The sequence below is a fragment of the Chryseobacterium sp. DT-167 genome, from assembly GCF_058310155.1.
In genome coordinates this window covers 50,113-71,367 of sequence record NZ_JBZEEQ010000010.1, presented here as the reverse complement: position 1 = coordinate 71,367, position 21,255 = coordinate 50,113, and the positions used below count along the sequence as shown (strand labels likewise).

Here is a 21,255-nt window from a genome sequence, read left to right as displayed (position 1 = left end):
TATATGTAATAATATAGAATCTATGCGTGAAAATTATTGAAGAGGAAATATCTAAGATAAGTAACGGGCAGCCAATTATTTGGCTGCCCGTTGTTCTATGTGAATATATTTTAATTAGCTGTTAAAAACTGAACCAAAACATTGTTTAATTTATCGGCGTGTGTCACATTAAGTCCGTGAGGTGCGCCTTCTATTACGATAAAATCATTATTCACAATTCCCTGTGCAGCCTGTCTTCCGGCAGTAGCAATAGGAACTACTTTATCATCGTCACCATGTACAATCAATGTTTTCACTGTGACATTTGATAATTCAGGACGGAAATCTGTGTTTGCCCAGCTTTCAGCACATTTTATTGTAGCGATAGGAGAGGCGCATGAAGCAATACTCCAATCATATTCCAATTGTGCTTCGCTAACGGTTTGTGACAGTAATCCGTAATTGTAAAAGTTTTTGTGGAAGGTTTGGAGGAAGGTAACTCTATCTTTTTTCAGGTTTTCCATGATTTCATTTAAATCTGCTTCAGGAACACCGTCAGGATTATCTTCTTTCTGCTTTACGATAGGGATGATTGAAGAAATTAATGCGATCTTATCTACGTTTTCAGTACCGTAATTGGATAAATAACGTACTACTTCGCCGCCTCCCATTGAGAATCCGAAAAGGATGACGTTTTTTAATTCTAATTGTGTAATTAGTTCGTGAAGATCGGCAGTCAGTCCGTTATAATCATATCCGTCAAGCGTTGGTGCTGACTTTCCGAAACCTCTTCTGTCGTAAGTAATAACACGGTAACCGAGCTCCAAAAGTACAGGAACCTGCAGTTCCCATGATTTTCCGCTCAATGGCCATCCGTGAATTAAAATAATAGGCTGACCTGTACCAAAGTCTTCATAATAAAGTTCAAAATTTTGGCTGTCTTGTTTTTTAATGTAAGGCATATTGATATTTTTTGTGATGTGATTTTTTTAAACACAAATTTTGCGCCACCACAGGTGTGAAATAAAGATGTGGTATCTGTTTTTTGAATTGATGAAGAAATTTTCGGCTTCTCTCAGGCTTCAATTATCCGAGTAGTTTCTCATTCTGAAGAATCTCAGTGTTTAAATTAATTTTTATTTAGATTCATCCGGAATGACAAAGTGAATAAAAATTTAATTTTAAAATGTAGATGTAAACCTGTAAAGATTATTTGCTATAAATATTAACCTTGACTTAGGTTGATGAATAGCACATAAATTATTTACATTAGATTTATCTTGAAAAAAATGTAACATTTATTTTAAACCACTACTAACTCCACAGAGTTGAAAGCCATGACCTCATTAGAACAGGAATTTTTACATAAGATCGAAAAACATAAAGGAATCATTTTTAAGATTTCCAAAATGTACATGGATGATAAGGATGACCGAGACGATCTTTTTCAGGAAATTACCTATCAGGTCTGGAAAGCGTATTCAGGTTTCAGGGGCGAGAGTGAATTTTCTACCTGGTTGTACAGAATTGCTTTAAATACCGCCATCGTCTTTTTAAAATCTGAAAAGAAAAGAAGTTTCATCGAAAACGAAGATTTCACGGATTATAAAATCATTGAGGATGAATACGATCACGAAAAGGAAGAAAAACTTTCTGAAATGTATAAAGCGATCAATCAATTAAATCCTATCGATAAAGCTTTTATCTTCTACTATCTGGAAGATTTCTCAGGTAGAGAAATTGCTGACCAAATGGGAATCTCCGAAGGAAATGTGCGGGTAAAAATGAATCGCGCAAAAAATAAACTCAAAGATATCTTAAACTCAAAATAAGTTTTAATTTAAAAAATAACAAAAATGAATATAGATGAACTGAAAAACGCATGGAACGATGATGTTTCAGACGAAACACCAGAAATCAGTATCGAACAAAACAATAAGATCAATCTTCCACTCGAGAAAATCAGAAAAAATATGAGAATGGAATTCTGGTCAACAATCGGAATTTTAATCTTTGGCTTTGCTGTTGTATGGATCCCCGTTCCCGAAGCTCCGTTTAAATTTAAGTTTTATCTGACAGTATTGTTATTTTCAATGGTGATCGTAGTATCATTTTTCTTCAGTAAATTTTTTAAATTGTATAAAGACATAAGCAGTCCGATGATGAAAACTTATGATTCTCTCAGGGATTTGATGTATCAGTTTGATCTGAATAAACAGTATTATCTTTCATTTATGCTTTCATTTGTCCCTTTTTTGGTGTGTGAACTGATTATCGTGATTGAATTTCTTCCTCACCGTAAACCCTTGAGTGACCTCAAAGTTGCCACAACGATTATCTCTGCGCTTGGAGTCGGGCTTTTCGGATTGTTCCTAATTGGAAAATATTGGTACAGAATTTTTTATGGAACGTATGTTCAGCAGATTGAAAATCTTTTGAATGAGCTTAAAAAGTAGATTTGAAATTTCCTGATTTTATAATTTTTAATGCCTCAGTCTGTAATTTTTCTACTTTCTTTCTCCTTCTCAATTTCCTGCTTCACCCAATCAAGCTGTACATCCTTTTTATCAATAATATCCTGCATACTCTGATGAATTTCAAAATCTGGGAGAACACCTCCCTGAGAATTGGTAAAATCTATGTTTGGCTGAATGAGCAGCAGACCAATCGGCAAATCTATTTTCGAATACGGAAGTTTTTGATAAGAATAGAATCCGGCAACTGTTCCGTCATTGGCACCACCCGTTTCTTCGCCTACCAATGTTGCTCTTTTGTCAAATTTCAGTTTAGATGAAATAATAGATGATGCGGAGAAACTTCCACCATTGATTAAAACATACACCTTTCCTTTGAATACATTCTTCTTAGGTTTTGTAAATTTGTTTTCTTTCATTTTATAGTAGGCGATTCCGTCTTTTCCTTTGTAGACACTGAAAGCCTGTGAAAAAAAATATCCGGGATAAAGCAGACTTTTTAAGGTGTATTGTAACGGATTTGATTTCCTGAAATAATTGGTTTTTAAAGGTGTGGTTCTCGAAGTTAATTGAGATGGTTTAATCAGAACAAATGGTTCCGGAGCAAGATAAGAATACAATTGATTGATTTCATACAGCGAACCTCCATAATTATTTCTAATATCGATAATCAGATAAGAAGATTTCGCATTTTTTATTTTAGCAAAAGATTCTTTGTAAAAGCGGTCTGAAAAACTCCTTGAAAAGCTCTGTATCTTCATGTAAGCAATGGTGCTGTCCTTATCCAGAAACTTAAAATTTCTATTGTAAGAGCTTGTTGATGCTACATAATCATTGACTTTCTTTTCTTCAGTTCTTTTCTTATCAAGTTTATCTTTTTCTAATTCTTCTTTGTTCTTAGATTCTCTTGTAAGATTGACAATTCTTTTTTCATTATCAAAGAGTGTTTCAACTTTTGCACTGTCCATTATACCTTTTTCAGCAACGTAGAAATTGAAAAAAACATCTTTAAGGTAATAATCCTGAAACGTCGTATTATAGCCGTCGCTGCTGATTAATTCCCGATACTTTTTGAGATAATCGGAGACTGCACTTCCGTTTATTTTTAAAATCTCAGTACCCGGTTTTATATTTTCTATAGAATCTTTATTTTCTATAATATAGAGATGATTGTCTGAAACAAAATATTCAAAACGTCCGAAAAGTCCTTTCTTATTTTTTAAAACTTTAATCTCTTTTCTGTTAAACTTTTTAGCTGGTATTCTCAATGCCAAATGTCCCTCCCGGATTTTTGCAATGACGGGTTGTAATTTAAAATAAAACTGAACCGGCGTGAGTGGGTAGCTGATCGTTTTTTTAAGGCTGTCAAATTTAAAATCAAGCTCCTGTTTTGAAATGTACCAATGGAGTTTTGGATGCATTTCCTGAAGTTTCTGATAGGTAAAATCAACATCCTGATGTAGTTTTTCGGGTGCGATGGTAGATTGTGTATGCTTGTTTTCTGTTTTTATCGAAGTGCAGGAAGCTAAAATCAACAAAAAAAGTGTGTATAAAAAGTGTTTCAATGAGATTAGTTTTTTTTAAGATTAAATTTAAAAAGTTTCAAATAATTTTATTCAAAAAAAGTAAAATTTATCTTCAGCCGTCATAATAAAATCCGACAGCATAAAAATGTGCGGAAAGTTATACATTTGAAGCTTATACTCAATTAAAAAATGATCTATTTAATCATCATCGTAGCACTTATTGTTGCAATAACATCTGTTGTAATGTCTCAACAGGTTTTCGGTGCAGAACCAAAAGGAAAACGTCTGGAAAGAATGCTCAATTCTGAACATTACAAGAATAAACAGTTCCAGAACCTGAGTTATACACCATCATTAGCAGAAGGTTATAGTATGACGAAAGTGATGTACGACTTCTTTTTTAAAAAGAAAGATCCCTTTTTGAAACCTCACCATAACGTTCCTGCGGTTCATACCGATTTAAAGAATTTTCCAAAAGATGAAGATGTTTTTATCTGGATGGGGCATTCTTCTTATTACATACAAATCGATGGTATTTCGTTTTTGATTGACCCTGTTTTGAGCAGCTATGGTTCACCTTTTAAATTTTTTAATAAAGCTTTTGCCGGTGCAGATCTATTTAAACCTGAAGATATTCCGAATATTGATTATCTGGTAATTACGCACGATCATTATGACCATTTGGATTATCCGACAATTAAAGCAATTCGGTTAAAAGTTGAAAAAGTAATCATGCCTTTAGGAGTCGGAGCGCATTTTGAAAGATGGGGTTATAACGAAGATCAACTCCTGGAAGAAGAGTGGGGCGCTTCTCTTGAACTTAAGAATGATATCAAAATTACCTATACTCCAGCAAGACACTTTTCCGGAAGAAAACTACACCGGAACAATACGTTATGGACTTCTTATGTATTAGAAACTCCGCTAAAAAAAATATTTTTGGGTGGTGATAGCGGATATGATACCCATTTTAAGATGATTGGCGAAAAATACGGACCATTCGATTATGCGATCATGGAAAACGGTCAGTACAATGCAGCCTGGAAATATATTCATGCCTTGCCGGAAGACGTTATTCAGGCTAGTGTAGATATTCAGGCGAAGAATATTATTCCGGTACATTCGGCGAAGTTTGCACTCGCTCTTCATCCTTGGAATGAACCTTTACAAAAAGTGACGGCTTTAGGAAAAGAAAAAAATCTGCAAATTCTTACTCCGAAAATCGGTGAGGTTTTAGATTTAAATAAAACAGATCATCAGTTTCAGGTTTGGTGGCAGGATTGATTATTCGTGCCATATTCCTTTGTATCTTTTCGGATGGTTTTCAAGTTGCTGTCTCACAAAGTCGCATTCCGGATCGATCATGAGATCTTTTTCTTCGGCAAAGCGTACCAACTCATCTAAAAGCATTTTGGCATATCCGTGACCTTCAAGATTTTCATCGATCTTGGTGTAATAAACATTCATCAGGCGACCGTCAACTGCGATAGACATATAGCCGACTTTTTTACCATCGATTAAAAGCTGTAATTCGTCCTGATATGGAGTTATTTTAAAAGTTATATTTTCCATAATTTTTGAAATTTGGTTGAGATCTTCAGAATAATTCTCTTCTTTAAAATTACAAATTAAAATAATAGGTTGAGATTGTTTATGAAATCTAATGGTAATTTATATTTATTTAAAATTAAAAATATGTGAATCTCTGCAATATTTCAGAATTTATAAATTGGCAATATATGTCTTTGATTGCTGTAAAATATTAAATAAAATGATGGTTTATTTGTGTTTAACAAATTTTTATGAGCCTTATTTACTTTGTTTGGCATCTATATTGACAATAATAAATGAATAAAAATTATCAAAATGAAAAAAATTATAATTACAGCATTATTGCTCGGAACTTTTAGTTTGGGATATGCGCAATCTGATTACTACAATGATTACAGGAGAAGCGTAACAGATGTTAACTGGCAAACTGTTGCTGCAGATCTGTTACTTTCTGCAACACAGAAAAACCAGTTATATTCGCTTAATGACCGATATCCGGATTATGACGGATGGAACAGAGTTTATGCAAACAGTCCTGACAGATGGCGAACAGACCGTTATGCTGAGATCGAAAGAATCTTAGGAAGAGACAAATATGTTAAATTTAAAAATAAGTACTATAAAGGACAAAATCCTGTAGCTGTCTACAATCGAAATAAAAATAACGATAAAAGATACAATCACATGGATAAAAAAGCAAAAGTTTATAAATCTAACAAAGGAAAAGTTCATAAAAACAAGTAAACTAATTATCTTTATAAATATTTTCAAAAAGGAAATGACTGTTCGTAAGTTCAGTCATTTTTTGTTTTTTTATGTTAAGTTATCAGTCTAACTTTGCAGCGACCAAATTTCAAATAGAACTTAAAGGCAGATAAAATGAAAACGCTCAAAGAAAAAAATAAATTCATTGCTACCATATTGGCTTTTGCAGTCATTCCGATGTCGGGTTTGGCAACAGACATTTATTTACCATCGATGCCGAGTATGGCTACAGAACTTCATCAGCCGGAAAGCAGCATTCAGCTTACACTTTCTATATTTCTGATCAGTTATGGGCTTACCCAGTTTTTTGCAGGAAGCGTCGTCGATTCATTCGGAAGGTTCAGGGTTTCTGCAATTTCTTTGGCTTTATTTGTTGTAAGTTTTTTAATTACCGCTTTCACAAAAGATATTCTGGTAATTTATGCGATGCGTGTTTTGCAGGGGATTTTGTCAGGATTTGCGGTCGTCTCGAAAAGAGCATTTTTTGTGGATGTTTATGAAGGAGAACAGCGAAAACATTATCTGAGTATCATGACCATTGTCTGGTCTGTTGGTCCGATCATTGCGCCTTTTATTGGCGGCTATCTTCAGAAATTATTTGGATGGCAATCTAATTTTTATGTTTTGGCAGGATACAGTTTGATTCTGCTGATTTTAGAGCTAATGTTTTCTGGTGAAACTTTAAAAATAAAAAAGCCATTTCAGTTCGAGTATGTGCTCAAAGAATATGATCTGATGTTCAGAACCAAAGATTTTTTTTACGGAATGCTGATGTGTGGTGTGAGTTACGCAATGGTGATTTTCTTTAATCTTTGCGGAGCTTTTATCATCGAACACAAAATGGGATATTCTGAAGTTGTTGCAGGGTACGTTTCTCTCATTCTTGGTTTTGCCTGGATGACAGGCGGTTTTTTAGGAAAAGCTTTAATTAAGAAAGCATTTCTTCCGAAAATCAGATATGCCAATTTTATTCAGATATTTTTAATTGTATTGATGATTTTTTGCTCATATTTTCTGAATAACATTTACAGTTTGGTTGCTTTTGCATTTGTTATTCATGTGACGGCAGGATTTATTTTTAATAATTATTTTGCGTACTGCATCGGAAGATTTCCCAATTCTGCAGGTATTGCAGGAGGTTTGACGGGTGGGGTTGCCTTTATTATTACTTCAGCCATCAGTTACGGAATTGTGGCTTTAATTAAACCAAAAATTCAGCTTGAAGTTGCAGAAGGATATTTTGTTTTGGGAATTTTAGGATTGATTATTTTGAGTATTACCAAATTAAGAAAAGCGCATGTTTGATTGTAAATTCTTTTTAATATAAATACGAATTACACAAATGCTTTTCAAAAAAAATGATATATGTTTGTCATTCCGCAGGAATCTAATCCAAGTCTATTTTAATTTTGATTAAATTCAGTTGTAAGTTTATCATTCTTGTTTGTACAAAACAAAAAAGCTCCTTAAAAAAGGAGCTTTCAATTTATATTAATCCGAGAATTAAATTCCGTCAACAATTTCATTTAAAACGGTGCTTGGTCTCATTGCTTCATACGTTTTATAAGTATCAGTTTTGTAGTAACCGTCAATATTTTGAGGCTTACCTTGAGCACCAATCAATTCAGAGTTGATTACTTCTTCACTTTCCTGCAACGCTTCTGCAACCGGAGCAAATTGTTGAGATAATTCTGCATCAGCTGTTTGATTTGCTAAAGCTTCCGCCCAATACATCGCCAAATAGAAGTGTGAACCTCTGTTATCGATTTGTCCAACTTTTCTGGCAGGAGATTTATCTGTAGCTAAAAATTTTGCGTTTGCCTCATCCAATGCATCTGCTAAAACCTGGGCTTTTGTATTTCCCTGAGTTTGTGCTAAATGTTCCAAAGAAGCTTGTAAAGCTAAGAATTCACCTAGAGAATCCCATCTTAAATATCCTTCTTCTAAGAATTGCTCAACGTGCTTTGGAGCAGAACCTCCGGCTCCAGTTTCGAATAAACCACCCCCATTCATCAAAGGAACGATAGAAAGCATTTTAGCAGAAGTTCCAAGTTCAAGAATTGGGAAAAGATCAGTTAGGTAATCTCTCAATACGTTTCCAGAAACAGAAATCGTATCTTTTCCTTCTCTTGCTCTTTTCAAAGTTTCCGTCATTGCGTCTTTTACATCAAGAATTTTAATGTCAAGTCCGTTGGTATCGTGATCAGCTAAATATTTTTCAACTTTTTTGATCATTTCTCTGTCGTGCGCTCTTCCTTTATCTAACCAGAAAATGGCAGGAGTATCAGAAAGCCTTGCTCTGTTTACTGCTAATTTTACCCAGTCCTGAATCGGAGCATCTTTCGTCTGACACATTCTGAAAATATCTCCTTTTTCAACTTTTTGAGAAAGAAGAACGCTTCCAGCTTCATCCTGAACTTCAATTGTTCCTTCAGCAGTTGCCTGGAAAGTTTTATCGTGAGATCCGTATTCTTCAGCTTTTTGAGCCATCAAACCAACGTTCGGAACAGAACCCATTGTGGTAGGATCTAATTTTCCGTGAGCTTTCATATCGTCAATTACAGACTGATAAAAACCAGCATAAGAACGATCCGGAATGATACAAATAGTATCTTCTTCTTTTCCTTCTTTGTTCCACATTTTTCCGCCGCCTCTTACCAAAGCAGCCATAGATGCATCAACAATGATGTCAGAAGGAACGTGGAAATTCGTAATCCCTTTGTCAGAATTTACCATTGCTACTCTTGGTCCGTTTGCCAAAGCCGCTTCAATATCAGCTTTGATCTCGGCTTCCTGAGCATTTCCTTTTATTTTATCAAAAAGATCAGCCAGACCATTATTTGGATTTACATCTAAAGAATCAAAAGTCTCAGCGTATTTAGTGAAAACATCTTTAAAGAAAGTCTCAACGATCGCACCGAATACAATTGGATCAGAGATTTTCATCATTGTAGCCTTCAGGTGAGCCGAAAGTAATACATTTTTATCTTTAGCTTCTTGGATCGCTTCCTTTACGAAAGATTTCAAAGAGTTTAAATTCATCACAGAAGAATCGATTACTTCTCCTGCCTGTAGACCTGCAAAATCTTTTAGTAAAGTCTCTGCACCGTCGTTTCCTTTAAAAACGATTTTATATTTTGTAGCATTCTCAAGAGTGGTTGAAGTTTCAGTTCCGTAGAAATCTCCACTGTTCATGTGAGCAACATCAGTTTTGCTGTCAGAAGCCCAGTCACCCATTCTGTGAGGGTTTGCTTTTGCGTAGTTTTTAACGGCTTTTGGAGCACGTCTGTCAGAATTTCCTTCTCTTAACACAGGATTTACAGCACTTCCTAATACTTTTGCATATTTAGCTTTGATTGCTTTTTCCTCGTCATTTTTCGGTTCTGCAGGATAATTTGGGACAGCGAAACCTTTAGATTGTAATTCAGCGATTGCAGCATCCAATTGAGGTGCAGAAGCTGAAATATTTGGTAATTTGATAATGTTTGCGTCAGGTTGAGTTGCCAATTCACCCAATTGAGCCAAAGCGTCATCAGTTTTCTGATCATCTTTCAAAAACTCAGGGAAGTTTGCTAAAATTCTTCCTGCCAAAGAAATATCCGGAACCGCGATCTCAATGTTTGCTGCTTTGGTAAAAGCTTTTACAATCGGTAAAAACGAATGCGTTGCCAACATGGGAGCCTCATCTGTAAGTGTGTAATAGATTTTTGATTTTTCTGACATTATACTGTTATTTATTATTTAAAGTTTTAGTTTCACAAATTTAGTAATTATCATTGTTTTATCAGGAGTCTTTGCATAAAAAAAGAGGCTCTTGCCTCTTTAATTTATATTTGTGTTATAAAATATGTACCAGTTCCGTTAAATTGTAAAATAAAAGTAATTTTATAATTTTTTGGTGTACTTGTAGTATTAGGAAAATTGATATAATCGCCATTTAAGTCGAAACTTCCGTCGTTTAAATTATCGCCTAATGTTTCGCTGTAAGCATTAGTATTCAAAGAAATTTTAAATGCTTTTGCATTTGTATTGGTTACTCCAGAAACATTTATGTTAAAAACATTAGTAGATACTCCATAAGTCAATCCAGATACTGTAGCAGTTCCATTATCAAATATTATTGTAGGATTAAAATTATTAAAATATACTCCATAAAAAGTAACTCCATTAATATTTCCTTGAGCAGCTACTCTAATTTGATAAAATCCGTTTGAATTGATCAAATATTCATTTCCATTAGGAATAAGATCATTACCACTACTAGATCCATAAGTTTGAGCTCCTGAATTTTGAGCCCCAGTAAATTTAAATGTACTATTAGCTGCAAAATATTTATATCCTATTTTATCACCGTTAGCTAATCTTAACAGTTCGGCATTACTTGCATTGTACGAATTATAAGAACCGTACATATATAAATTTGTAGGTACTATCTGACTAACTGTATTAGAACTTGTAGGCAAACTCAAAATTCCCGCATCATTAACGCTTAAAGAATAATTAGTTCCATTCGGAGAAACCAAGGTCAATGCTTGTCCAGCTCCTGTTACAACAGTTTTACTTACCTGAGAATAAGGAACACTCATTAGCTGATTTACTCCAACATTTGTATAATTACTTCCACCTGCAGGATCCATTTCTACTTTTACAAATTTTGTGTTTGCTCCCCAGTTGATTGCTCCAAAACTTCCTGTCGTAGGAGTTCCTTGTCCGATATTTAAATTAACCAAACCTTTTGAGTTAGTCATTTTTGTATGAGTTTCTGTATATAAAACTGTTCCGGTAGCGGAGTTTTCCAAAATGCTTATTTTTAATGCAACGTTTCCGTTTGCAATCGGAGCTCCTGCTGTATTGAATGCGATTGTCTGATAACTAAAAGCTTGCGGAACTTGTGCACTTAATAATGTTGCTAAAAATAATCCTATTGTAGCGTATAATTTTTTCATGTTGAATAGTTTTTAAGGTTTTTTAATAATTTTGATAGGTTTAAGGTCAGGATTTTTGAAAGTGATCATGTAAACACCTTGGTTTAATGCTCTTAAATCCAGTTGGTCTGATTGCAATTTTGTCTTCAAAACAAGTCTTCCTGCAAGATCAAAGATTTCAACCTCGTCGATTTTTGATTTTGAATTTAATTTGACATATATAAAATCGGCAGTAGGATTGGGATAGATTTTTACAGTCTCTTTTTCCAGTACACTTACACCCAAAACCTGTAAAACAGTTTGATAGAGCATTCCCATTGTTCCCGAATTATTTTGATCAGGATCAGTCGGAATTACATAGATTTCTCCGACAGAATGTGTGAAGTTATCTGCAGAAACAGCTCCGGAATTGATATTCCCAATAACAGATTGGGCAAATCCAAAAACAGGTACAGCAAATAACAATAGAGTAATTTTTTCTCTCATAGTCATTTATTTTAAAGATGCGAAAGTAATTAAATTTTCATTTAGAAAATATGATTTTAATTATAAGTTTTTTTATTTTCACTTTAAGAATTATTTAACCTTATTTAAAATGTAATCGTCCTAAAATTGAATAAATTTGATAAAACTTTAAAAAAATATATTATGTCAAAGATCACATTAAAAGGAAACGAAGTAAATACATTAGGAAAACTTCCTGATGTAGGATTTACAGTAAAAGATTTTGCTTTGGTAGATTCTAGTTTAAATGTTAAGACTCTTGAAAATTTCGATGGAAAAAAGAAGGTTTTTAATATTTTCCCAAGTATTGATACGCCCACTTGTGCTTCTTCCGCAAGAAAATTTAATGAAGAAGCAAATAATTTAGAAAATACTGTAGTAATCAATGTTTCTAAAGATTTACCATTTGCTTTAAACAGATTTTGTGCTGCTGAAGGTCTGAATAATGTGGAAACACTTTCGGATTTCAGAGGAACTTTCGGTGACGATTATGAAGTAACGATCACAGATTCTCCGATGAAAGGTCTTTTGAGCCGTGCCGTAATCGTGACTGACGAAAACAATAAAGTCGTTTATACAGAGCAGGTTTCTGAGATTGCAAACGAACCAAATTATGAGGCCGCTTTAGACGCTTTGAAATAATAAAAAAGTATTTCTCACCAATTTGAAATCATTCTGTTAGTTTAATAGAATGATTTTTTTATTTTTGTAGGTAAAGCAACCAGCCATTGAAAAATAAAACTATATCATTTTTTACAATCTGTTTTCTTTTTTATGGAAATACAGTTTTTAAAGCGCAGGAATCTCCTGTAATTGTTGATCTGAAAAGTAAGCTTTTAAAATCAAAAGACGAAAAAGAAAAAAATCAGCTGATTCGGGATCTCGCAAATGAATACATTAAAGCTAAAACTGTAGACAGCATTCTGGTTTATGGAAAAAAATCTATACCCTATTTAAAGAAAACGAATGACTTTGTAAGATTAGGTAATGTAAATTTGGTCCTAGCTCAAATTTTAACTTCAAATCTTACTTATAAAGACTCAGAGTTTTACCTTAAGGAAGCAGAGAAATATTATAGAATAGCAAACAATTCTGATAAAAAAGCTGTTGTTAACTATTACTTCGGTTTACTTTATTCTTACAAGAAACAATTTGCTGAATCAACAGATTATTTACAAAAAAATATTCAATATTATCTTGATGGGAAAGAAATAAACAAAGAAAACAAGTATTATATAATGCTAAGTTATCAAAGTTTGTTTTCAAATTCTTTTGTGCAGCAAAATTATGGTGAGTCATATAAATATCTCAACACCTATATTGATTTTATAAAAAAGAATTATCCTGAAAAGATAGAGTCTGCTTACGAAATGTTGGCAGGCTTTTATCTTACAACAGACGATTCAAAAAAAGCGCTGAATGTTTATAAAAATCTTCTACCTATCTACACCAAACAAAAAAAGTATGAAAATTTAGCATATGTAAACAGAAATATTGGAACTTCATACTATGGTCTTAAGAAAATGGATTCTGCCAAAATTTATTTGAATGAAGCACTCAGATACTACGAATCTAAAAATGATCATGAGAAAATGGCAGATATCAGTAATATTTTGTCTCATATTTATTTTGATGATAAAGACTATCAAAAATCTGAAGATTTAATAACCAAAGCTATACAGTTGTCATCCGAAAAAAGTGATAACAATTTTAATCATAAATCCTATTATTCAGCTGTAAAGGTTTATAATATGTTTCGGGATAGTGCTCAGGTAAGAAAAGATGTACATAAAAAAGCAGAATTAGAAAATATTATCAAAGATCTTAACAAAATCTCTTTAGCTGCACAAAACGAAAGATGGTATGTAGAACCAGGTGTGACGATTACAAACTATACTACACTTTCTAATGCTTACGAACTTTTGGGAGACTATAAAAAAGCTCATATGTATTTTCAAAAAGCAATGAATGAAAAAGACAAAGCTTATGGAAATGAAAAAATGAAAGAACTTTCTGATCTTCAATCTGAAATCGAAGTTGCAAATGAAAGATCAAGAGTGAAGCTTGAAGAAGAAACCAAAAGAATTCAGTTGCAGAAAGAAATGGAATTGAAAGCACTCCGTTTTGAATATGAAAAAAAACAGGCCGCTGCAAAAACAGAAGAGGAAAGAAAAAGATTGGCGCTTGAAGAAGATTTAAAAAGAAAAGAAATTCAAATAAAATTTGATGAGGAGCAAAAAGCTGTGGCATTAAAATACAATCAAGAGAAAAATATTGCGAGAATTAATCAGGAGAAAAAAGATGCCGTAGCAAAAGCTGATTTAGAAAGTTCACAAAATCAAAAAAATATTTGGGCAGTGGGTGCAGGTTTATCTTTATTATTATTAGGTTTTGCAGGCTTTTCATACAATCAAAAACGTAAAGACAACAAGAAAATCGCTGAAGAAAAACAAAAATCAGATGATCTACTGCTCAATATTCTTCCATACGAAGTCGCTGAAGAATTGAAAGAAAAAGGAAAAACCAATGCAAAACATTTTGATGAAGTTTCAGTTTTATTTACAGATTTTGTCAACTTTACAGCAAATTCAGAAAGAATAGGGGTGCAGGAAGTTCTCAATGAGCTGAATACCTGTTTTACAGAGTTTGACAGGATCATGGAGAAATACAATTTAGAAAAGATAAAAACTATTGGTGATGCGTATCTTGCGGTAAGCGGATTACCGGTTTCCAATGCTCAGCACGCAAAAAATGCAGTGAATGCAAGTCTGGAAATTCTTTCTTATATTCAACAGCGGAAAGAGCAGAACCCAAATGCCTTAGATATCAGAATCGGAATTCATTCCGGACCGGTGATTGCCGGAATCGTGGGTGTGAAAAAATTTGCTTATGATATTTGGGGAGACACGGTAAATACAGCCGCAAGAATGGAGCAGAACAGTTCTTTAGGAAAAGTAAATGTTTCTGAAGCAACCTATCTGTTAATAAAAGAAGATTTTACATTTGAGCATCGAGGAAAAATCGAAACCAAAGGTAAAGGTGCAATGGATATGTATTTTGTTAATCAAATTTAATTTATCAGTGTGAAAAAAAATCTACTCTTTAAATTTCTATTTTTTGCATTCGTTGTGTTGCAAACATTTTCTTTTGCTCAAAATTCTCTTGAGAAACCGAGAGTTTTTACGGATAAAGAAATTAAAACTGGTGCGTCAATCAATGAAGCCAGCAAATTTTTTGCAGGTGATAATCCTGCTTTTGCTTTGCCGGACTTTAATGATTCTGCTTGGCAATCTGTAAAATTTGGATCAAAAAAAAATTATAAAAAAGATCAGGTATATTGGGTCCGTTACTATTTTAAAATAGATTCTGCATCGACTAATCAGTCCTTATGTTTTGATATTAATCAACTCGGTGCATCGGAACTTTATCTGAATGGGAAAAAGCTCGAAACTATCGGAAAAATTGGAAACGAAAAATCAAGAGAATTTAGAATTAAAAATAGAATACCTGAGTTATTTACCTTGGATAATACTCAGGTAAATGTTTTAGCTATAAGATTTTTGCCGATTGTCGGAAGCAAAAAAAAGACCGTCAATTGGAGTCCTTTTGCAATTAGTGTAGAACTTACTTCGGCGAATAAATTTATCAAATCCAAAACTGAAATGGTGCAGTATTTCAATTTTTACACCATGCTGATTTGCGGAATATTTGGAGCGTTAGGATTTATTCATCTTTTACTGTTCATTTTTTATAGAAAAGCCATTTATAATCTCTATTTCTCTACATACAATTTTTCAATTTCTTTGATGAGTTATATGGTATTACTCTTTTCAGAAATGCGTAATCCATTAGATATAGATTCTTACACATTTTTTTCATTTCTTGCGGTGATGGTATTTGGAACTTCGCTTACAGGTTTTGTCAATACATTATTTGGAAGAACTAAAAGAAGGCTGAAAGTAATGTTGATTATCTCGGCTGCAATTTTTGTTCTTTACTATTTCAGTGCTACTACTGCAGCTAGTTTGGCATTTTTTTACCTTTCTTTTGTTGCTTTTGAATCTTTTTATTTAATCGTGAGAGCGATGATTAGAAGAGAAAAATCGGCATTCATAGTTGGTGGTGGTGTTTTGGTGTTTTTTCTTTTTATTGTAATGTCCATCATCCTTATGTTTTTTAATAAGACAAATACGATTGATATAAGTGAATCATTTGGTGATGATTTTCTAAGTTATGTGCTGATTTTTATTTTTATCAGCTTTCCTATTTCGATCTCTGCTTATCTGGGATGGCAATTTGCATCAACCAATTTAAGTCTTGTAAAACAGCTCGATGAAGTCAACCGACTTTCTGATATTAATCTAAAACAAGAACAGGAAAAACAACAGATTCTTCAGGATCAAAATGATTTACTTGAAAAACAGGTTGATGAAAGAACTTTTGAATTACAAAAAGAAAAGCAGAAAACAGAAAACTTACTCCTTAATATCCTTCCACATGAAGTCGCAGAAGAACTGAAGGAAAATGGGAGCTCTGAAGCCAAATATTATGATGAGGTCACTGTTTTATTTACCGATTTTGTTAATTTTACCCAGAATTCAGAGAAGATGGGTGCCGAAAAAATGTTGGTTGAACTCAACGAATGTTTTACCGCTTTCGATATGATCATGGAAAAACATGGCTTGGAAAAGATAAAAACCATTGGTGATGCGTATTTGGCAGTCTGCGGTTTACCGCTTAAAAATGAATGTCACGCATATCAGACTACTTTGGTAGCTTTAGATATTATTGAATTTATTGAAGAACGAAAAAAGGTAAACCCAAATGCTTTGGATATAAGAATTGGAATCAATTCAGGCTCTTTAATTGCAGGGATTGTAGGGGTGAAAAAATTCGCTTACGATATTTGGGGAGATACTGTAAACACCGCAGCCAGAATGGAACAGAACAGCGAAAAAGGAAAAATAAATATTTCTGAATCTACTTATCAGTTGGTAAAAGACAAAATAGTTTGCGAATACAGAGGTAAAATTCATACGAAAGGAAAAGGCGAAATGGATATGTATTTTGCAATTGAAACTAAAAAAGATTTATAAAAAAATATATTAAAAACTTTGTAGCCTTTGCTAAGTGAAACGTCTTTTCGAACTTAAAAACAAGTAATAATCAAAAAAATCTTAGCGAACTTTGCGTTAAAATTTTACATCATAAAAAAATAACCCATTCTTTATTTTTAAATATGGAATACGAAAAAATAAAAAGACACATTTTAAATCTGCTCAAAGAAAAACTTCCTGAGCATTTATCTTATCACAGTGTAAACCACATTAAAGACGTTATAGAATCTGTAGAGCAGATTGCTGTTTCTGAAAATGTGAACGATGAAGATCTGGTATTACTCAAAACTGCGGCATTATTTCATGATACCGGATTTTTGTATGGCTCAAAAAATCACGAAGAAAAATCCTGTGAGATCGCACAGCAATATCTGCCTGATTATGAATATTCTCAATCTCAGATTGATAAGATAAACGGGATGATCATGGCGACAAAAATCCCGCAGACTCCGAATAATAATTTAGAAGAAATTCTCGCAGATGCCGATCTGGATTATTTGGGAAGAGATGATTTCTTTGTGATCGGAGACAAATTGTTTGAAGAACTTTCTATGTTTGGAATCGTCAATTCAGAACAGGACTGGAATCTTCTTCAGGAAAAATTTCTAGAAAGCCATCATTATTTTACCAAAACTGCGATCAATAACAGAAAGCAAAAAAAACAGGAAAATCTTGATATCATCAAATCAAAACTAAAAAACTACTGATCATTATTATGAGCTCAGCAACCAAACATGGCCCGCTATTTACCATTTCAGATATTATTTATCTGGTTTTAGGAGTAATTTCTGCGAGTTTTGCTTTAAAATCTTTTCTGGTTCCCAACCACTTTTTAGATGGTGGCGTTACCGGAATTTCACTTTTATTGTACGAAGTCTATCATTGGAATTTAGGACTGACTTTATTTATTTTAAATATTCCTTTTATTATCCTTGCTTATTTTCAGATAGGGAAACATTTTGCAATCAGAAGCAGTCTTACCATTCTTTTAATTGCTTTGACCATGTATTTTATTCCCTTCCCCGAGTTGACGCATGATAAATTATTAGTCGCTATGTTCGGAGGCTTCTTTTTAGGAATCGGAATCGGACTTTCCATGCGTGGAGGCGGAACTTTTGACGGAATGGAAGTTTTAGCATTATTGACCTTCAAAAAAAGCAGCTTCAGTATTACTGAGATTATTCTGGGAATGAATGTCGTAATTTTCATCATCGCTGCCGTTTTCTTAAAAGTAGAAACCGCTTTGTATGCGATTATGACTTATCTCGTTGCAAGTCAGATCACAAAATATGTCATTGAAGGGATCGAAGCTTACACCGGTGTAACCATCGTTTCCGGAAACAGTGAAGAGATCAAAAAAGCTTTGGTTTTAACGATGAACAGAGGAATCACGGTTTACAAAGGAGAAAGAGGTTTTATGAAAGAATCTTTTGAACACAGTTCTGATGCAGATATTATTTTTACGATTGTCACAAGACTTGAAGTAAGAAAATTACAGAATATCGTACGTGCAATCGATCCGAAAGCATTTATTTTTACCCAAACCGTCAGAGAACCGCAAGGCGGAATTGTAAAGGAAATTATAAAGCATTAAAGTTTAAATTAATATTGAATATTACCTTGTGGAAATTTGTTTTCGCAAGGCTTTTTTGTTAATTTTAAACACAAACAGCACAAATGTATTACACAAATAAACACAAATGTTTTCATCAATAGGAACGGGCTTTAGCCCGTTTAATTAAGTGAAAAATCATAATGGCTTTAGCCAAAATTTATAGTACTCTTTTCGTGAAATTTGTGAAAAGAATTTGTGTTCTTCGTGTTTAAAAACTGCTTCAAATCATCAAAATTATTTATAATTAAAACTACCTTTACGGAATGAAACGCTCCGGAACCGCAACATTACCTCTTCACTACGGAAAAGTCCCGCCCTGGCTTTACGAGCGTATGTCGATACTCGGACTTTCAATTGTAGAAGTCATATTAGCCGATTACGGAAAAGATGAGGTTTTGAAAAGATTGGCAGATCCATTCTGGTTTCAGAGTTTCGGTGCTGTCATGGGAATGGATTGGCATTCTTCAGGAATTACCACTTCAGTAATGGGATCGTTGAAACAAAGTATCAATCCGAGATCCAAAGAACTAGGAATTTATATTTGTGGCGGAAAAGGCAGGTTTTCAAAAGAAACTCCTAATGAACTTCTTATTATTGCCGATAAAACAGGGTTAAATGGAACTGAGCTGGTTCGTGCAAGTAAACTGTCTGCAAAAGTCGACAATACGGCAATTCAGGATGGGTATCAGTTATATCTTCATAATTTCATCGTTTCAGACCAAGGAAATTGGGCAGTTGTACAGCAGGGAATGAACGATGCAGACGGAACGGCAAGACGTTATCATTGGCATTCTGAAAATATGGAATCTTTTGTTGACGAACCCCACAAAGGGATTCAGGGAATCAATCAGGGGCAGATTCTGAATCTGACAGCCAGTGAAGCTAAAGAAAACCGAAAAGGAATTCTTGAAATTTCTCATACCCATTCAGAAAAAATCATGCAGGATTTTGCCAATCTGATTTTACCATCACATCATGATGTTCGTGCTTCTGATGTCGATTTAAAAAAATTGGGAACACTCCTGTACATGACCAGAGAAAACCAGCCTGAAAATTTTGAAGAACTATTATTACTAAAAGGAGTTGGACCGCGTACTTTACAAAGTCTGGCTTTGGTTAGCGAAGTTATTCACGGTGCACCGTCAAGATTCCGTGATCCTGCGAGATTTTCTTTTGCGCATGGCGGAAAAGACGGGCATCCGTTTCCTGTTCCGATCAATGTTTATGATGAAACGATTACTATTTTGCAAAAAGGAATCGAAAAATCAAAACTGGGAAATTCAGATAAATTAAAATCGATCAATAAACTTCACACCATCATTTCTGAAGCTGAGAAAAACTTTACTCCGGATTTTGATATTAACGATGTGATTGAAGAGGAGCGCCAAAACTCATGGCGATTCGGTGGTAAAACCGTTTTCGGGGATGCTGAAAAACCTTCAAAACCAAAGCCGATTCAGCTTTCTTTATTTTAAAATTAAATTTTAAATTATAGTTGATTATCCACTTTGTCATTCAGTAGGAATCTCAACGGTTTAAACCAAACTCTTCGCTGAGATTCTTCCGGAATGAGAAAATGAATGTGTAAATTTTTATGTGTTAAAAACTTTTTTGATTTAAATATTTCACCATTCCAATAAAAATTTTAATTTTAAAAAATTAAAAACATAGATTGAATGACAAGCAAAGCCTTAGAAATCTGTTATGATTTTCCTTTTTTTCTGGATGAAGAACTTGTTGAAATTTTTCAGGCTCATGAAAAGGTCTGTTTCCAGAAAGGAGACTACATTCTCGAAGAAGGAAAAACGGCCAACGAATATTATATTCTTGAAAAAGGTCTTGCCCGATCATTTGTCAATGATTTTAACGGAAACGAAGTAACCACAAATTTTTTTGTGGAAAACGAAATTATTATTGATGTTTCTTCGCTTTTCCAAAGAATTCCGACTCAGGAAAATATCGTCTGCATTACAGATTGCGAATGTTGGAGGTTCAGTTTTGATACTTTTCAGGAACTTTTTCATAAAATTCCCAACCTCAGAGAATGGGGAAGATCCTGGATGTCGCAACAGCTTTTCATATACAAACAACGTTCTGTAGAAATGTTCACATTGTCTGCCACGAAACGTTACCTCAATCTTTTAGAACAAAAACATCAGGTGATACAGTTTGCCCCTCTTAAGCAAATCGCTTCATATCTTGGAGTTACAGACACTTCATTAAGCCGAATCCGTAAAGAATTGGTCTCTCATCCGAAGAAAATTTAAATCTTGCCTTATGACAAGTTGATTTTCGGGGTGACTTGGTAATTTTGGTTAAAAGTTTTTAACATTAAAAATTACAAAATGAAAATTAATCAGATCTATGTCAACCTTCCTGTAAAAGATATTCAGAGAACAAAAGAATTCTGGAGTAATGTAGGATTTACAATTAACGAACAGTTTTCAGATGAGAAAGCGGTCTGTGTGGTTTTAAACGATAATACATTTGTCATGTTTTTAACCGAAGAATATTTTCAGACTTTTTCTGAAAGACCTGTTCCAAAAGGAGACACTACACAGGTTTTGGTTACCATTGGTTTAAACAGTCGTGAAGAAGTCGACGAGATTGTAAATGCAGCAGTTGCAAACGGTGCCACTCAACATGAGGAACCTCAGGATCACGGATGGATGTATCAAAATTCATTTTGGGACATCAACGGTCACGGCTGGAATGTGATGTTTGCAGATATATCTCAAATGCCTACTGAATAATATTAAAAACAAAAGCCACAAAATTGCATCCAATTTTTACAAATAA

The 21,255-nt window shown here is 33.8% G+C and carries 19 protein-coding genes; 13 read left to right on the top strand and 6 right to left on the bottom strand.

The annotated features are described in order from the left end of the window. Positions 1-110: 110 nt before the first annotated feature. Positions 111-941, bottom strand: a complete 831-nt coding sequence (locus tag AC4FQ5_RS13870) for an alpha/beta fold hydrolase (RefSeq protein ID WP_491144216.1) — start codon at positions 939-941, stop codon at positions 111-113. 375 nt (positions 942-1,316) lie between these two features. Here AC4FQ5_RS13870 and AC4FQ5_RS13865 point away from each other — a divergent pair, with 375 nt between their 5' ends. Both AC4FQ5_RS13865 and AC4FQ5_RS13860 read left to right on the top strand, forming a co-directional pair. Then, a complete protein-coding gene (locus AC4FQ5_RS13865) occupies positions 1,317-1,811 on the top strand; it encodes an RNA polymerase sigma factor (RefSeq protein ID WP_491144214.1) in 495 nt (164 codons plus the stop codon). Between the two features lie 24 nt (positions 1,812-1,835). Beyond that, entirely contained in the window at positions 1,836-2,435 is a 600-nt protein-coding gene (locus tag AC4FQ5_RS13860) for a hypothetical protein (protein WP_491144212.1), read from the top strand. A 35-nt stretch (positions 2,436-2,470) separates the two neighbouring features. Here the strand turns inward: AC4FQ5_RS13860 and AC4FQ5_RS13855 are convergent, their stop codons facing one another. After that, positions 2,471-4,018: a S41 family peptidase gene (locus AC4FQ5_RS13855; RefSeq protein WP_491144210.1), complete on the bottom strand. Its 1,548-nt coding sequence runs from the start codon at positions 4,016-4,018 to the stop codon at positions 2,471-2,473. A 150-nt stretch (positions 4,019-4,168) separates the two neighbouring features. Between AC4FQ5_RS13855 and AC4FQ5_RS13850 the strand changes: the two genes are divergently transcribed. Further along, positions 4,169-5,263, top strand: a complete 1,095-nt coding sequence (locus AC4FQ5_RS13850; protein WP_491144208.1) for an MBL fold metallo-hydrolase — start codon at positions 4,169-4,171, stop codon at positions 5,261-5,263. Here AC4FQ5_RS13850 and AC4FQ5_RS13845 read toward each other — a convergent pair whose 3' ends face one another. Then, the gene (locus AC4FQ5_RS13845) at positions 5,264-5,551 is read right to left on the bottom strand and encodes a GNAT family N-acetyltransferase (RefSeq protein ID WP_491144206.1); all 288 of its coding nucleotides are present in this window, start codon (positions 5,549-5,551) and stop codon (positions 5,264-5,266) included. A gap of 294 nt (positions 5,552-5,845) precedes the next feature. On the opposite strand from AC4FQ5_RS13845, the gene AC4FQ5_RS13840 reads away from it, so the two are divergent. Further along, positions 5,846-6,274 (top strand): hypothetical protein, encoded by a 429-nt coding sequence (locus AC4FQ5_RS13840; RefSeq protein WP_491144204.1) that lies wholly within the window; start codon positions 5,846-5,848, stop codon positions 6,272-6,274. A gap of 135 nt (positions 6,275-6,409) precedes the next feature. Next, entirely contained in the window at positions 6,410-7,600 is a 1,191-nt protein-coding gene (locus tag AC4FQ5_RS13835; protein ID WP_491144203.1) for an MFS transporter, read from the top strand. A gap of 198 nt (positions 7,601-7,798) precedes the next feature. Here the strand turns inward: AC4FQ5_RS13835 and AC4FQ5_RS13830 are convergent, their stop codons facing one another. The 3 genes from AC4FQ5_RS13830 to AC4FQ5_RS13820 form a co-directional block, all read right to left on the bottom strand. Beyond that, positions 7,799-10,018: an NADP-dependent isocitrate dehydrogenase gene (locus AC4FQ5_RS13830; RefSeq protein WP_491144201.1), complete on the bottom strand. Its 2,220-nt coding sequence runs from the start codon at positions 10,016-10,018 to the stop codon at positions 7,799-7,801. Positions 10,019-10,122: 104 nt separating this feature from the next. Next, positions 10,123-11,241, bottom strand: a complete 1,119-nt coding sequence (locus AC4FQ5_RS13825; protein ID WP_491144199.1) for a DUF8740 domain-containing protein — start codon at positions 11,239-11,241, stop codon at positions 10,123-10,125. 12 nt (positions 11,242-11,253) lie between these two features. Further along, the gene (locus AC4FQ5_RS13820; protein WP_491144197.1) at positions 11,254-11,706 is read right to left on the bottom strand and encodes a T9SS type A sorting domain-containing protein; all 453 of its coding nucleotides are present in this window, start codon (positions 11,704-11,706) and stop codon (positions 11,254-11,256) included. 162 nt (positions 11,707-11,868) lie between these two features. Between AC4FQ5_RS13820 and tpx the strand changes: the two genes are divergently transcribed. The 8 genes from tpx (at position 11,869) to AC4FQ5_RS13780 (ending at position 21,209) form a co-directional block, all read left to right on the top strand. Continuing rightward, positions 11,869-12,366: a thiol peroxidase gene (gene tpx / locus AC4FQ5_RS13815; RefSeq protein WP_491144195.1), complete on the top strand. Its 498-nt coding sequence runs from the start codon at positions 11,869-11,871 to the stop codon at positions 12,364-12,366. Positions 12,367-12,452: 86 nt separating this feature from the next. Then, positions 12,453-14,798 (top strand): adenylate/guanylate cyclase domain-containing protein, encoded by a 2,346-nt coding sequence (locus AC4FQ5_RS13810; protein WP_491144193.1) that lies wholly within the window; start codon positions 12,453-12,455, stop codon positions 14,796-14,798. A gap of 9 nt (positions 14,799-14,807) precedes the next feature. Further along, positions 14,808-16,820, top strand: coding sequence for an adenylate/guanylate cyclase domain-containing protein (locus tag AC4FQ5_RS13805; protein WP_491144191.1), 2,013 nt, complete (start codon positions 14,808-14,810; stop codon positions 16,818-16,820). 143 nt (positions 16,821-16,963) lie between these two features. Next, positions 16,964-17,548, top strand: coding sequence for an HD domain-containing protein (locus AC4FQ5_RS13800; RefSeq protein WP_491144189.1), 585 nt, complete (start codon positions 16,964-16,966; stop codon positions 17,546-17,548). An 8-nt stretch (positions 17,549-17,556) separates the two neighbouring features. Next, complete coding sequence (locus AC4FQ5_RS13795; protein ID WP_491144187.1) at positions 17,557-18,435, top strand: YitT family protein; 879 nt, start codon at positions 17,557-17,559, stop codon at positions 18,433-18,435. Between the two features lie 284 nt (positions 18,436-18,719). Next, positions 18,720-19,931, top strand: coding sequence for a DUF763 domain-containing protein (locus AC4FQ5_RS13790; RefSeq protein ID WP_491144185.1), 1,212 nt, complete (start codon positions 18,720-18,722; stop codon positions 19,929-19,931). A 201-nt stretch (positions 19,932-20,132) separates the two neighbouring features. Continuing rightward, complete coding sequence (locus AC4FQ5_RS13785; RefSeq protein ID WP_491144183.1) at positions 20,133-20,723, top strand: Crp/Fnr family transcriptional regulator; 591 nt, start codon at positions 20,133-20,135, stop codon at positions 20,721-20,723. 78 nt (positions 20,724-20,801) lie between these two features. Beyond that, entirely contained in the window at positions 20,802-21,209 is a 408-nt protein-coding gene (locus AC4FQ5_RS13780; protein ID WP_491144182.1) for a VOC family protein, read from the top strand. Positions 21,210-21,255 lie beyond the last annotated feature (46 nt).

Coding starts and splice junctions, on each gene's coding strand:
- AC4FQ5_RS13870 (WP_491144216.1), bottom strand. CDS start 941: ATGCCTTACATTAAAAAACAAGACAGCCAAAATTTTGAACTTTATTAT.
- AC4FQ5_RS13865 (WP_491144214.1), top strand. CDS start 1,317: ATGACCTCATTAGAACAGGAATTTTTACATAAGATCGAAAAACATAAA.
- AC4FQ5_RS13860 (WP_491144212.1), top strand. CDS start 1,836: ATGAATATAGATGAACTGAAAAACGCATGGAACGATGATGTTTCAGAC.
- AC4FQ5_RS13850 (WP_491144208.1), top strand. CDS start 4,169: ATGATCTATTTAATCATCATCGTAGCACTTATTGTTGCAATAACATCT.
- AC4FQ5_RS13845 (WP_491144206.1), bottom strand. CDS start 5,551: ATGGAAAATATAACTTTTAAAATAACTCCATATCAGGACGAATTACAG.
- AC4FQ5_RS13840 (WP_491144204.1), top strand. CDS start 5,846: ATGAAAAAAATTATAATTACAGCATTATTGCTCGGAACTTTTAGTTTG.
- AC4FQ5_RS13835 (WP_491144203.1), top strand. CDS start 6,410: ATGAAAACGCTCAAAGAAAAAAATAAATTCATTGCTACCATATTGGCT.
- AC4FQ5_RS13830 (WP_491144201.1), bottom strand. CDS start 10,018: ATGTCAGAAAAATCAAAAATCTATTACACACTTACAGATGAGGCTCCC.
- AC4FQ5_RS13825 (WP_491144199.1), bottom strand. CDS start 11,241: ATGAAAAAATTATACGCTACAATAGGATTATTTTTAGCAACATTATTA.
- AC4FQ5_RS13820 (WP_491144197.1), bottom strand. CDS start 11,706: ATGAGAGAAAAAATTACTCTATTGTTATTTGCTGTACCTGTTTTTGGA.
- tpx (WP_491144195.1), top strand. CDS start 11,869: ATGTCAAAGATCACATTAAAAGGAAACGAAGTAAATACATTAGGAAAA.
- AC4FQ5_RS13800 (WP_491144189.1), top strand. CDS start 16,964: ATGGAATACGAAAAAATAAAAAGACACATTTTAAATCTGCTCAAAGAA.
- AC4FQ5_RS13795 (WP_491144187.1), top strand. CDS start 17,557: ATGAGCTCAGCAACCAAACATGGCCCGCTATTTACCATTTCAGATATT.
- AC4FQ5_RS13790 (WP_491144185.1), top strand. CDS start 18,720: ATGAAACGCTCCGGAACCGCAACATTACCTCTTCACTACGGAAAAGTC.
- AC4FQ5_RS13785 (WP_491144183.1), top strand. CDS start 20,133: ATGACAAGCAAAGCCTTAGAAATCTGTTATGATTTTCCTTTTTTTCTG.
- AC4FQ5_RS13780 (WP_491144182.1), top strand. CDS start 20,802: ATGAAAATTAATCAGATCTATGTCAACCTTCCTGTAAAAGATATTCAG.